Consider the following 12,380-nt stretch of genomic DNA (forward strand, 5'->3'; position numbering starts at 1 on the left):
AGCCGGCACCGGGCCCGAGCCCTCAGCAGTGGTCGCGGGCTGCGACGGGTGGGGCTTGTCGACGAGCGGGAGGTTCGAGCCGGTTGGTTGCCCTGAGCTCGACCCGCCACGGAGGCCGCCCTTCCGGGCCTCGCGTTCTGGGCCGGCCACGGCCCTGCGAGGGCCGGAAGGGTCCCCGCGGGAGCGGCGGACCTGGACCACAGCGGACGTAGGACATGAAGATCTTGACGTTGATCTTCGGGTTATTCCGTTTCGCGGCGGCGGTCGATCGCGACATACGACCCCGGCTGGGATTTCGCGACCTTCTTCATCTCCGAGGCGACGGCGATGACCATGCGCGGGTCGGTGAACTGGCGGCCGCCGGCGGTGGCCTGGGCGACGCCGATGGAGAGCGTGACCAGGGCCGCACGCTGCTTGTTGCCGCGGCGGTCGGGCACCTCGATGTAGCCGCGCTGGGCGTCCTTCTGGTCGTAGAGCCGGTCGGCGGCGGACTCGAAATCGGTCACCATGCTCTTGGTCAGCGGGAGCACCTGGTCCGGGTGGCAGATGAAGACGAAATCGTCGCCGCCGATGTGGCCGAGGAAGATCGACGGTTTGCCGGTGGAGGCGCTGGCGCGCTGCAGGCTACGGGCCATGGCGCCGATGAACTCGTCGCCGCGGTCGAAGCCGTAGACGTCGTTGACGCTCTTGAATCGGTCGATGTCGATATAGCCGACGGAGTAGTCGCCGCCGTTGCGAATCCGGTCGGCGATCTCGCGGCGGACGCGGGCGTTGCCGGGCAGGCCGGTCAGCGGGGAGACCTCGCGGAACTCCTTGTTGCGTTTGAGCGTGGTGGAGACGCGGGCGATCAGCTCCGCCGTGTCGAACGGCTTGGTCAGGTAGTCGTCGGCGCCGGTGGTCAGGCCCACCACCTTGTCGCCGGTCATGCTCTTGGCGGTCAGCATGATCACCGGGAGGGCCGAGGTCAGCGGGTCGGCGCGGAGGGCGCGGATCAGCTCGACACCGTCCATCCGCGGCATCATCCAGTCGACGACGGCCAGATCCGGGCGATGCTCCTCCATAAGGTCGAGCGCCTCCTGCCCGTCGCGGGCGCGGATCACCTCGAAGCCGTGCACCTTGAGGTTGAACTCGACGAAGCTCGCGATGTCCTGATCGTCGTCGACGACCAGGATGAGGTCGGGTCGTTGCTCCTCGGCGTCGAGCCCGAAGTCGTCGACCACGGGCCCCGGCTCGGCATTACTCACATCGATTTCCCCATGCGCTCGGCAGCCAGTGCACGAAGCTTACGCACGGCCTCGGCGGGATCGGCAGCCCCATAGACGGCGGTGCCCGCCACGAACGCGTCGGCCCCGGCCTCGGCGGCCTGCGCGATGGTGTCCGCGGCGATGCCACCGTCGACCTCGATGCGGATGTCGAGGTGCCCGACGGAGACCCGGCGGCGCACGTCACGCACCTTGTCGAGCATCTCCGGCAGGAAGCTCTGCCCACCGAACCCGGCCTTGATCGTCATGATCAGGACGGTGTCCAGATGGGGCAACAACTCCAGATACGGCTCGACGGGGGTGTCGCGGTCGATGGCCAGGCCCGCCTTGGCGCCGGCCGCGCGCAGCGTCTTGGCCAGCGCGACCGGGTTGTCGCAGGCCTCGGCGTGGAACGTCACGTTGTACGCCCCCGCCTCGGCGTAGCCCGGGGCCCAGCGCTCCGGATCCGTGATCATCAGGTGCACGTCGAACGGGATCGTGGTCGCCTTGCGCAGGCTCTGCACGATCGGCAGGCCGAGCGTGAGGTTCGGCACGAAGTGGTTGTCCATGACATCCACGTGCACCCAGTCGGCCGCCCCCTCGATGGCGTGCACTTCCTCGGCGAGCCGGGAGAAGTCGGAGGCGAGGATGCTCGGCGCGATGATCGGCGATGACGTCACCGCTGAAGTGTAAAACCTCGGCCCGGACACGTCGGCGGGCCTGTGGACAAAGCCCGCCGCGCATGCCGGCGGGCCGGTGGACGAAGGCCGCCGGGCGCATGCCGGCGGCCTCTGCCGATCAGCTGGTACGGCGGAGCACCGCCAGGAACATCGCGTCGGTGCCGTGGCGGTGCGGCCAGAGCTGCACCGTCGGGCCGGCGCCCAGACCCGGCATCCCCGGCGGCAGCAGCGGACGGGCGTCGACGAAGTCCACCTCGACGCCGCTGCGACGGGCGCCCTCGCTGACCGTGACCTGCGTTTCCACCATGTGCGGGGAACACGTCACATACGCCACGACGCCACCGGGACGGACCGCGCGCAGCGCTGCGACCAGCAGCTCCCGCTGCAGCCGGGTCAGCGGCGGCAGGTCGGCCGGCTGGCGGCGCCAGCGCGACTCCGGACGGCGGCGCAGCGAACCCAGCCCCGTGCACGGCGCGTCGACCAGCACCCGGTCGAACGCCTCCTCCGGCAGGTCCGGGTCGCGGCCGACCGAGCGGCCGTCCATCGGGAAGACCGTCACCGGCATGCCCTCGGTGGCCTGCTCGACCAGGCGGGCGCGGTGCTCGGCCACCTCGACGGCGGTCACCTCGGCGCCCCGGCCGGCCGCGATCGCGCCGATCAGGCCGGTCTTGCCACCGGGGCCGGCGCACAGGTCCAGCCAGCGGGTGTCGCGGCCCTCGACCGGGGCGGCGAGCAGCGCGGCCGCGACGAGCTGGGAGCCCTCGTCCTGGACGTGGGCCCGGCCCTGCCGGATCGCGGCCAGGTCACGCGGGGCGCCGCCGTTCAGATACACCGCGTACGGCGAGAAGGCGCCCGGCACGCCGCCGACCTCGTCGGCCAGCTCGACCGCGTCGGCCCGGCCCGGACGGGCGCACAGGTGCACGGCCGGCGGCTGGTTGTCCTCGATCAGCAGCCGCTCGGTCTCCTCCAGGTCGCCACCGAGCGCCTCGGCGAACGCGCGCACGATCCACTGCGGATGGTGGTGCTGGACGGCGAGGTGACCGACCGGGTCGTCCTCCTGCTTCGGGGTGACCCGCTCCAGCCACGCCTCCAGGGTCGTCTCGGAGATCGTGCGCATCACCGCGTTGGCGAAACCGGCCGCGCCCGGGGCCACCGAACGGACCAGGTCGACGGTCTGGTTGACCGCGGCGTGCGACGGGACCCGGGTGTAGAGCAACTGGTACGCCCCGAGGCGCAACGCGTCGCGGGCCGGCGGGTCGATCCGCGCGACGTCACGGCCGGCGGCCTGGGCGACGATCAGATCGAGCGTCCCCAGCGCGCGCAACGTCCCGTAGGTCAGCTCGGTGGCGAACGCCGCATCCCGCCCGTGCAGGCCGAAGCCGTCGAGGATGTCGGAGAGGACCAGATTCGCGTACGCGTCGTCGCGGTTGACCGCGGCGATCGCCTCATACGCCGCCTGCCGCGCCGGGTCGGACGGCGGACGCCCGGCCCGCGGCGCCCGGCCGCTGCGCTGATCGCGGTGATCCCCCGGCCCGGACGGCCGTCGTGGGCCGGCGCCGTGCGGCCGTGAAGCCCTGTGCTCAGTCACGCGAGCTTCTCCCCTGCTTCAATTCTCATCCCGCGAGCCCAGTCGGTCGCGGCCATCGGTTTCTTGCCCGCCGCGCGGACCTCGCCCAGTTGCACCGGCGTCGTCGCCGTGCCGGCCAGCACCTGCGTGCGCTCCACCCGCAGCTCGCCCGGCTCCAGACGCGGCGCGTTCGCGATCGGCCGGACCGGGCCCAGCTTCAGCCGATCGTCGCGCAGCGTCGTCCACGCGCCCGGCGCCGGGGTGCACGCCCGGATCCGCCGGTCCACCGCGAAAGCCGGGTCGGTCCAGCGGACCCGCGCGTCCTCGGCGGTGAGTTTCGGGGCCAGGCTGACCCCGTCGTGCGGCTGCGGGTGCGCCCGGGCGGTGCCCGCCTCGATCGCGTCCAGCACCGCGACGAGCAGGCCGGCACCCTCGTGGGCGAGCCGGCCGAGCAGGTCACCGGAGGTGTCGTCGAAGCGGATCCGGTCGGTCAGCGTGCCGTAGACCGGGCCGGTGTCGAGCCCCGCCTCCAGCTCGAAGACGCTCGCCCCGGTCACCTCGTCGCCGTGCAGGACGGCGTGCTGCACCGGCGCGGCACCACGCCAGGCCGGTAGCAGGGAGAAGTGCAGGTTCACCCAGCCGTGCTTCGGGATCTCCAGGGCGGTGGGCGGGACCAGCGCGCCGTACGCCACCACGGGCACACAGTCGGGCGCGAGCTCGCGCAGCCGGGCCTGGAACTCGGGCTCGCGCGGTCGCTCCGGCGTCAGCACCTCGATGCCGCGCTCGTCGGCCCACGCCCCGGCGGGCGAGCGCACCAGGCGGCGGCCCCGACCGGCCGGCGCGTCCGGCCGGGTGATCACGGCGAGCAGGTCGTGCCCGGACGCGGCGATCGCGTCCAGGCTGGGCAGCGCCACCTCGGGCGTGCCGGCGAAGACCAGGCGCATCAGCTCACCGTCCCAGGCCGAAGATGCCCCGGCCGTGCGGGCTCTCCTTGATCGTCGGAGGCTTGGCCGCGTCATACCACTCGGCGGAGCGGATCTGCTTCATCGCGTCCTTGCGGGACGCGGAGTCCAGCCTGTCCAGGAACAGCACACCGTCCAGGTGGTCGGTCTCGTGCTGCACGCAACGGGCCATCAGGCCGGTGCCGACCAGCTGGATCGGGTCGCCGTGCTCGTTGAACCCGTTCGCCACCACGTTCTGCCGGCGCTTGGTGTCGATGTAGATGCCCGGGATCGACAGGCAGCCCTCCGGGCCGTCCTGCTCCTCCTCGTCGGGGAACGACAGCACCGGGTTGACGATGTGCCCGACCACGTCGTCGACGTCGAACGTGAACACGCGCAGACCGACCCCGAGCTGCGGGGCGGCCAGGCCGGCGCCGCCCTCGTCGAGCATCGTGTCGGTCAGATCCTTGACCAGTTTGCGCAGTTCCTTGTCGAAGTCGACGACCGCGTCGGCCTCAGTGCGCAGCACCGGGTCGCCGAAGAGACGGATGGGCTGGACGGTCACTCGGCGGAACTCCTAGACCTGAGAGAAAAACGGCTGCCAGACAGTCTACGGACCTAGAAGAGCTCGGCCGGGTCCACCTGGATGCGGACCGCGACCGCCGCCTTACGCGCGCTGCGCACCCCCGCCGCCACGTGCAGCGCGTGGGCCAGACCGGCCGCCCGGGAACGCGACACCCGCAGCAGCATCCGCTCCTGGTCGTCACGGGCCGGGACCGGGCCGAGCTGCTCGGTGCCGTCCGGCAGATCGGCGATCGTCAACAGCTCGGCGACAGCCGGGGCCGGGCCGGTCACGCTCGCCATCCGGGCCGCCGGCGGGAAACCCAACTCGCGGCGTTCGGCCAGCTCACGGGCGGCGAACCAGCCCGGGTCCCAGCGCAGCAGGGCCTGCACCGGCGCCAGCGAACCGTCGGCCACGACGATCACCCGGCCGCCCTGAGCCGCCGGGCGGGCCAGCGCCGACGCGTTCAGCCAGCGGCGCATCGTCTCCTCGGCGGCGCGCAGGTCGGCCCGGCTCAGCAGCGCCCACGTGTCGAGCAGGAGCACCGCGCCGTAACCCCCCTCGGCCACCGGCTCGGCGCCCGGGGTCGCCACGACGATCGCCGGGTCACCCGTCACCGTGTCCAAGATCTCGTCCCGCCCGGACGTGCGCACCGGCACACCGGTGAACGCGCGCCCCAGCTCCTCGGCCGTGCGCCGGGCGCCGATCACCGAGGCGCGCAGCCGCCGCTCGCCGCAGGCCGGGCACGTGTACGCCGGGGAGCCGCGCCCGCACCAGTGACAGATCGGCACGTCGTGCGCACCCTGCAGCCCCAGCGGCCCGGAACAGTGCGGGCAGCGCGCCGGAGTGCGGCACTCGGCGCACGCCACCGACGGCAGATAGCCCCGTCGCGGCACCTGGACCAGCACCGGATGCCCGGCCTCCAGCGCCTGCTTCGCGGTCAGCCAGGCCAGGCTCGGCAGACGGGCGGTCACCGCGCCGGGATCACGGGCGAGCTGCGGATCGTCCCCGGTCGGCGAGATGGCCGGCTGCCGTCGCCGCAGGGTCATCCGCTCCGCCGCGATCTCCCTGGCCCACCCGGTCTCCAGGAGAAGCTGACCTTCCCCGGTACGGGCGAACCCGCCGACCAGCGCCGCGGAACCGGCCAGCTGCGCCCGGGTGAGCAGCACCTCCCGCGCGTGCGGGTACGGCGAGCGGGGCTCGGCGTGCAGGTCGTCGCCGTCGTCCCAGATCACCACCAGCCCCAGATCGGTCGTCGGGGCCCACATCGCGGCCCTGGTCCCGACCACGACCGGCACCTGGTGACGGCTCGCCGCCAGGAACCGCCGATAGCGCTCGGCCGGGCCGAGAGCCGCGTTCAGCGCCACGTGGCGGCCCTCGCCCAGCACCGTGCCCAGCGCCCGGTCGACCCGGTCCAGGTCCCGCGCGTCGGCGACGACGATCACGACGCCGCGGCCGCCCTTGACGGTCGCGGCGGCGGCCTCGGCGATGCGGAGCGGCCAGGCCTCCCCCGGCAGGGCGGACCAGACGGCTCGGGCGGGGCGGCCCTCCTCCAGCGCGGTCAGGTAGGCCGGGCCGGTCGCGTAGGCGTCCCAGCCGCCGGGCTCGGGCTCACGGAACTCCCGCCCCGTGCCGTCCGCTCCGGCTCCGGCTCCGGCTCCGGCTCCGGCTCCGGCTCCGGCTCCGGCTCCGGCGGCACCATCCCCCGCCAGCTCAGCACCGTCCCCAGCCGGCTCAGCACCGTCCCCCGCCGGCTCGGCTGCCGGCCCGGCGTCCTGCTCCGAGCCGGGCTCCCGGGCCGCCTGCGACTCCACCCGGGCGTGCCGGGGCGGGACTGCCAGCCGCAGCACATCGGCCAGGCTGCCGGCATAGCGATCCGCCACCGCCCGCGCCAGCCGCGCGATCTCCGGGTCGAGCACCCGCTCGGGCGAGACCACCTTCTCCAGGTAGGCCAGCTTGCCCTGATGCTCGGACGCCTCGGCCCGCTCCAGCAGGAATCCGCTGACCAACTGCCCGGCGAACCGCACCTTGACGCGCACCCCCGGCTGCGCGGCCTCGTCGTCCTCGCCGGGGACCAGATAGTCGAACGGGCGATCCAGATGCGGCAGCTGAACGTCGACACACACTCGCGCCACCGGCAGACGCTCCGCCGGCTCCCGCTCCGCTCGCACACTTCTGGTCACCATCGCCGAACATTCTGCCCGCACCCCCCGACAAGATCTTTCCGGCGAGGCCGCACCGTGCCGTCCGAACCGCTGCGATCCCGGGCAGATGCCGGGGTCCGCGCTGCTCGACCGGGAGATCGGGGTGCCCGGCCGGCTCCCGGAGTCGAGACACTCCCGCCGCCCCGCCCCGCCGGCCCGGCCGGCTCCCAGGGCGTGTCAGGCGTCGGTACACCCCCGTCGCCCCGCCTCGCCGGCGCGGCCGGCTCCCAGGGGCGTGTCAGGCGGGTTGCGGCACCTCTGGGAGCCGGCCGGCGACCGCAGCCCTGACCGGCGGCGAGCGCCGCCTGGACGGCAGAACCGCGACCACAGCGGCCCGGAACGGCGAAAGCCGGCGTCCGCACGTGCGGACGCCGGCTTTTCAGAGCCGCCGTCAGAACAAGCAGCCATCAGGGCAGAGCGGCGATCAGGACGCGGCGGCCTTCAGGTCGGCAGCGCGGTCGGTGCTCTCCCACTTCAGGTCGGGCAGTTCCCGGCCGAAGTGCCCGTACGCCGCGGTCTGCTGGTAGATCGGCCGCAGCAGGTCCAGGTCCCGGATGATCGCGGCCGGACGCAGGTCGAACACCTCGTTGATGGCCTTCTCGATCCGCTCGACCGGCACGTTCTCGGTGCCGAACGTCTCGACGAACAGGCTGACCGGGTGCGCCTTACCGATCGCGTACGCCACCTGGGTCTCACACCGCTCGGCCAGCCCGGCCGCCACCACGTTCTTGGCGACCCAGCGCATCGCGTACGCCGCGGACCGGTCCACCTTCGACGGATCCTTGCCGGAGAACGCCCCGCCACCGTGCCGCGCGTACCCACCGTACGTGTCAACGATGATCTTGCGGCCGGTCAGACCGGCGTCACCCATCGGGCCACCGATCTCGAAGCGACCGGTCGGGTTGACCAGCAGCCGGTAACCCTCGGTCTCCAGGCCGAGGCCCTCCAGCTCGGGGTTGATCACGTGCTCACGCACATCCGGCGTCAGCAGCGAGTCCAGCGAGATGTCCGCGGCATGCTGCGACGAGACCACCACCGTGTCCAGCCGGACCGGGCGCAGCCCGTCGTACTCGATGGTCACCTGCGTCTTACCGTCCGGACGCAGATACGGGATCAGCCCGTCCTTACGCGCCACCGACAACCGCCGCGCCAACCGGTGCGCCAGCGCGATCGGCAGCGGCATCAACTCGGGCGTCTCGGAGCACGCGAACCCGAACATCATGCCCTGGTCGCCGGCACCCTGGGAGTCGAGGACGTGCTCGCTGTCCCCGGAGCGCAGCTCGAGAGCGCTGTCCACCCCCTGGGCGATGTCCGGCGACTGGGAGCCGATGGAGACCGAGACGCCGCACGACGCGCCGTCGAAGCCCTTCTTCGACGAGTCGTAGCCGATCCGCAGGATGGTGTCGCGCACGATGCTGGGGATGTCGGCGTAGGCCTGGGTGGTGACCTCGCCCGCTACGTGCACCTGGCCGGTGGTGATCAGGGTCTCGACCGCGACACGGCTGCGCGGGTCCTGCGCGAGCAGGGCGTCGAGAATCCCGTCGCTGATCTGGTCAGCGATCTTGTCCGGGTGGCCTTCCGTGACCGACTCGGAAGTGAACAGGCGGCGTGCCACGGTGCTCCTCAGTTGTCGAAAACAGGTAACGCGGAAGTGTAATCAGAGCGGCTGACCCTCGCCGACCTGGGCATCGAGCCGGTCCACGACATGGTCGAAGATCCTATCCGCCACATCGTCTTTGTGGAGTTCGGCGAGGGCTTCGGTGAGGCCGTCCGCGCCCAGCACAGTGACCGTGTTGCGATCCTGGCCGAAGACGCGGTCGACGCCCACCTCGTTGACCACGATGAGGTCTGCCCGCTTTTTGACCATTTTCACCCGGGCGTGTTCGAGAGCGTCGTGCGTCTCCGCGGCGAACGCCACGAGCACCTGCCCGGGACGCTTGGCGGCGCCCAGCTCGGCGGCGATGTCCGGGTTCGTGACCAGGGTGATCGGCGCGGGCGTACCGTCGCCGGTCTTCTTGATCTTCTGCTCGGCGACCGTCGCGGGGCGGAAGTCGGCGGGGGCGGCAGCCATCACCGCGACGTCGGCCGACGCGAACGCCTCGACCGTGGCCTGGCGCAGCTCCTCGGTGGTGCCGACGCGGATCAGCTCGGCGCCGGCCGGGTCGGGCAGCGTCACGTTCGCGGCGATCAGCGTCACCCGGGCGCCACGGGCGAGCGCGGCCCGGGCCAGCGCGTAACCCTGCTTGCCGGACGAACGGTTCCCCAGGAAACGCACCGGGTCGAGGGGCTCGCGCGTGCCGCCGGCGGTCACCACCACGTGCCAGCCCTCAAGATCTTTTTTAAGACCGTTCCTGAGTACGCCCATCGCGTACTCGAAGATCGCCGAAGGCTCCGGGAGCCGGCCCTTGCCGGTGTCCTTGCCGGTGAGCCGCCCCACGGCCGGCTCGATGACGATCGCGCCGCGCGAGCGCAGAGTCGCCACGTTGGCCCGGGTCGCGGGGTTCTCCCACATCTCGGTGTGCATCGCCGGGGCGTAGACGACCGGGCACGTCGCGGTCAGCAGCGTGTTGGTGAGCAGGTCGTCGGCGATCCCGTGGGCGGCCTTGGCCAGGATGTCGGCGGTGGCCGGGGCGACCACGACGAGCTCGGCGGCGCGGCCGATCCGCACGTGCGGGACCTCGTGCACGTCGTCCCACACCTCGGTGGCGACCGGGCGGCCGGAGAGCGCGGCCCAGGTCGGCGCCCCGACGAACTTCAGCGCCGAGGCGGTCGGCACCACGCGGACCCCGTGCCCCGACTCGGTGAGCAGGCGCAGCAACTCGCACGCCTTGTACGCGGCGATCCCGCCACACACGCCCAGGACGACCTCGGTCACCGCTTCTTCACCTCGGATAGCAGACGATCCCGCGCCCAGGAGCTGGACACGGGATCGACACGTTCAGAAAACCGGCGATCAGGGGTGGTCGGTCGGCTCTGCGGTCAGGAGACCTGCGTTGATCTCCCGCATCGCGATGGAGAGCGGCTTCTCCTGCGGAGTCGTCTCGACCAACGGCCCCACGTACTCGAGCAGACCCTCGCCGAGCTGGCTGTAGTAGGCGTTGACCTGGCGGGCGCGCTTGGCCGCGAAGATCACCAGCGAGTACTTCGACGAGGTCTTGTCCAGCAGCTCGTCGATCGGCGGATTGGTGATGCCCTCGGGGTTGGCGACAGTTCCCACTTTTCAGAATTCCTTAATGCTCGGATGCTGGCGCTAGAAATGACGAACCGAGCAAGCCTACCAGCTCATCCGCGGCGCGCTCGACGAAGTCGTTCACCACCGTGTAATCGAACTCGGCCTCGGCGGCCAGTTCCTCGTCGGCGTGGGCCAGGCGGCGGCGGATCGTCTCCTCGTCGTCGGTCCCCCGCCCGATGAGGCGCCGCTGGAGTTCCTCCTTGCTCGGTGGAGCGAGGAACACCAGTTGAGCGTCGGGTGAGGTGGCCCGCACCTGGCGGGCGCCTTGCAGGTCGATCTTCAACAAAACGGGCCGGCCCTGCTGGAGCCAGCCCTCGACCTGCGCGCGGGGCGTTCCGTAGAGGTTGCCCGCGAATTCCGCCCACTCCAGCAGCTGTCCGCCATCGATCAGGCGCTGGAACTCGGACCGGGTTACGAAGTGGTAGTGCTCGCCGTCGGTCTCGTAGTCGCGTTTCTTGCGTGTCGTGACCGACACCGACAACCGGATCCAAGGCGAGCGCGCCCGGATCAGCTCGATCACGCTGTCCTTGCCGACCCCGGAGGGGCCGGACAGGACGGTGAGGCGGGCTGCCGGGCGCGCGTCGTCATCCATGCTCACGGCTCATTCCTACACGAGCCGGTGAGTCAGTTCGCAGCGAACTCCCCCAGGAGGGCCTTACGCTGCTGGTCGCCGAGACCCCGGAGCCGGCGGCTCTCGGCGATCTTCAGCTTCTCCATGATCTGGGTCGCGCGGATCTTGCCGATACCCGGCAGCGCCTGCAGCACGGCCGAGACCTTCAGCTTGCCGACGACCTCATCGGCCTCCGCGCGGTCGAGCACGGCGGCGAGGGTGGTCTTGCCGGACTTGAGCTGTTCCTTCAGCTCAGCCCGAGCCTTGCGAACTTCCGCAGCCTTCTCCAGCGCGGCAGCGCGCTGCTCGGGGCTCAGTGACGGGAGCGGCACCAGTTCTCCTCAGGTCCCTATCGCGGCGGTAGTTCAATACCGGCGCTTCTGTGAAACGTGGTGTGCCAGGGAACCAAAGGGGCATGTGGTTCCCGGCGCCGGGAAAACTAGCGGTCATCGGCGCGTTCGGCAACGTGGGGGTACCCCGCGGCCCGGCCCGCTACGCAGGCTGTTTCACCCGAGCGCGGCGCGGCAGTCGTCCAGAACCCGCTCCGCGGCGGCCCGCAGACCGGCGATCTCCGGCCCTCCCGAGAGAACTTCGCGTGAGTACGACGGCAACACGTTGTGCAGGCTGTCACCGAAGACGGAACGCAGGTCATCGGGCGTCGCGCCCTGCGCTCCGAGGCCCGGCGCGAGCAGCGGGCCGTTGACGCCGGCGAGGTCGTGGCCGGTCTTCCCGATCGTCGCGCCGACCACCAGACCGAAACTTCCGAGAACGCTCGCACCCGCGTTGAGCTGGGAAATCTCGTCGATCACGGTCTGCGCGACAGTCTTCCCACCAGGGCCGACGGCGTGCTGGACGGAAGCGCCTTCCGGATTCGACGTCAGTGCGAGAACGAAAATTCCGGCCCCCGTTTCGGTCGCGAGATCGAATGCCGGCCGCAACGAGCCGACTCCGAGATAGGGACTCACAGTAATCGCGTCACTGCGCAGAGTGCTGTCATTGTCGAGATACGCGGAGGCGTACGCGGACATCGTCGAGCCGATGTCGCCGCGCTTCACATCGAGCAGGACGAGCGCGCCGGCCTCCCGGGACTGTCGGATAGTTGACTCAAGAATCGCGACGCCACGTGACCCAAATCTCTCAAAAAACGCGGACTGCGGCTTCAGAACAGCCACCCGATCGGCCAGCGCCTCGACGACCGTACGGGCGAAGCGTTCCAGGCCGGCAACGTCGTCGGTAAGGCCCCATCGGGCGAGCAGACCGGCGTGCGGATCGATGCCCACACACAGCGGTCCCCGCGTCTCGATCGCCGCGTGCAGCCGTTCGCCGAACGTCTCCATGTCGCG

The 12,380-nt window shown here is 71.4% G+C and carries 12 protein-coding genes; all 12 read right to left on the reverse strand.

The window, feature by feature from the left end:
- Window positions 1-242: 242 nt before the first annotated feature.
- The 12 genes from ACH442_RS25545 to pyrF all read right to left on the reverse strand — a co-directional run bounded on the left by ACH442_RS25545 (window position 243) and on the right by pyrF (window position 12,374).
- The gene (locus ACH442_RS25545; RefSeq protein ID WP_396340621.1) at window positions 243-1,244 is read right to left on the reverse strand and encodes a response regulator; all 1,002 of its coding nucleotides are present in this window, start codon (window positions 1,242-1,244) and stop codon (window positions 243-245) included.
- Window positions 1,241-1,921 carry a ribulose-phosphate 3-epimerase gene (rpe, locus tag ACH442_RS25550; RefSeq protein ID WP_396340622.1) on the reverse strand — a complete coding sequence of 227 codons (681 nt, stop codon included), beginning with the start codon at window positions 1,919-1,921 and terminating at the stop codon, window positions 1,241-1,243. The genes ACH442_RS25545 and rpe overlap by 4 nt, the downstream gene beginning before the upstream one ends.
- Window positions 1,922-2,039: 118 nt before the next feature.
- Window positions 2,040-3,509: an RsmB/NOP family class I SAM-dependent RNA methyltransferase gene (locus ACH442_RS25555; protein ID WP_396340623.1), complete on the reverse strand. Its 1,470-nt coding sequence runs from the start codon at window positions 3,507-3,509 to the stop codon at window positions 2,040-2,042.
- On the reverse strand, window positions 3,506-4,432 hold the full coding sequence (fmt, locus tag ACH442_RS25560; protein WP_396340624.1) for a methionyl-tRNA formyltransferase: 927 nt from the start codon (window positions 4,430-4,432) through the stop codon (window positions 3,506-3,508). The genes ACH442_RS25555 and fmt overlap by 4 nt, the downstream gene beginning before the upstream one ends.
- Before the next feature lie 4 nt (window positions 4,433-4,436).
- Window positions 4,437-4,994, reverse strand: coding sequence for a peptide deformylase (gene def, locus ACH442_RS25565; RefSeq protein WP_396340625.1), 558 nt, complete (start codon window positions 4,992-4,994; stop codon window positions 4,437-4,439).
- 53 nt (window positions 4,995-5,047) lie between these two features.
- Window positions 5,048-7,177, reverse strand: coding sequence for a primosomal protein N' (locus tag ACH442_RS25570; RefSeq protein WP_396340626.1), 2,130 nt, complete (start codon window positions 7,175-7,177; stop codon window positions 5,048-5,050).
- A 442-nt stretch (window positions 7,178-7,619) separates the two neighbouring features.
- Window positions 7,620-8,810, reverse strand: coding sequence for a methionine adenosyltransferase (gene metK, locus ACH442_RS25575; protein ID WP_396340627.1), 1,191 nt, complete (start codon window positions 8,808-8,810; stop codon window positions 7,620-7,622).
- A gap of 42 nt (window positions 8,811-8,852) precedes the next feature.
- A complete protein-coding gene (gene coaBC, locus ACH442_RS25580; protein ID WP_396340628.1) occupies window positions 8,853-10,070 on the reverse strand; it encodes a bifunctional phosphopantothenoylcysteine decarboxylase/phosphopantothenate--cysteine ligase CoaBC in 1,218 nt (405 codons plus the stop codon).
- Between the two features lie 78 nt (window positions 10,071-10,148).
- Window positions 10,149-10,412: a DNA-directed RNA polymerase subunit omega gene (rpoZ, locus tag ACH442_RS25585; RefSeq protein WP_067705078.1), complete on the reverse strand. Its 264-nt coding sequence runs from the start codon at window positions 10,410-10,412 to the stop codon at window positions 10,149-10,151.
- A 13-nt stretch (window positions 10,413-10,425) separates the two neighbouring features.
- A complete protein-coding gene (gene gmk / locus ACH442_RS25590; protein ID WP_396340629.1) occupies window positions 10,426-11,019 on the reverse strand; it encodes a guanylate kinase in 594 nt (197 codons plus the stop codon).
- Between the two features lie 32 nt (window positions 11,020-11,051).
- Window positions 11,052-11,369 (reverse strand): integration host factor, actinobacterial type, encoded by a 318-nt coding sequence (gene mihF / locus ACH442_RS25595; RefSeq protein WP_014693418.1) that lies wholly within the window; start codon window positions 11,367-11,369, stop codon window positions 11,052-11,054.
- Between the two features lie 174 nt (window positions 11,370-11,543).
- Window positions 11,544-12,374 (reverse strand): orotidine-5'-phosphate decarboxylase, encoded by an 831-nt coding sequence (gene pyrF / locus ACH442_RS25600; protein ID WP_396340630.1) that lies wholly within the window; start codon window positions 12,372-12,374, stop codon window positions 11,544-11,546.
- Window positions 12,375-12,380 lie beyond the last annotated feature (6 nt).

This window comes from Actinoplanes sp. NPDC020271, from assembly GCF_044388125.1.
GTDB lineage: Bacteria > Actinomycetota > Actinomycetes > Mycobacteriales > Micromonosporaceae > Actinoplanes.

Coding starts and splice junctions, on each gene's coding strand:
- fmt (WP_396340624.1), bottom strand. CDS start 4,432: ATGCGCCTGGTCTTCGCCGGCACGCCCGAGGTGGCGCTGCCCAGCCTG.
- pyrF (WP_396340630.1), bottom strand. CDS start 12,374: ATGGAGACGTTCGGCGAACGGCTGCACGCGGCGATCGAGACGCGGGGA.
- ACH442_RS25570 (WP_396340626.1), bottom strand. CDS start 7,177: ATGGTGACCAGAAGTGTGCGAGCGGAGCGGGAGCCGGCGGAGCGTCTG.
- gmk (WP_396340629.1), bottom strand. CDS start 11,019: ATGGATGACGACGCGCGCCCGGCAGCCCGCCTCACCGTCCTGTCCGGC.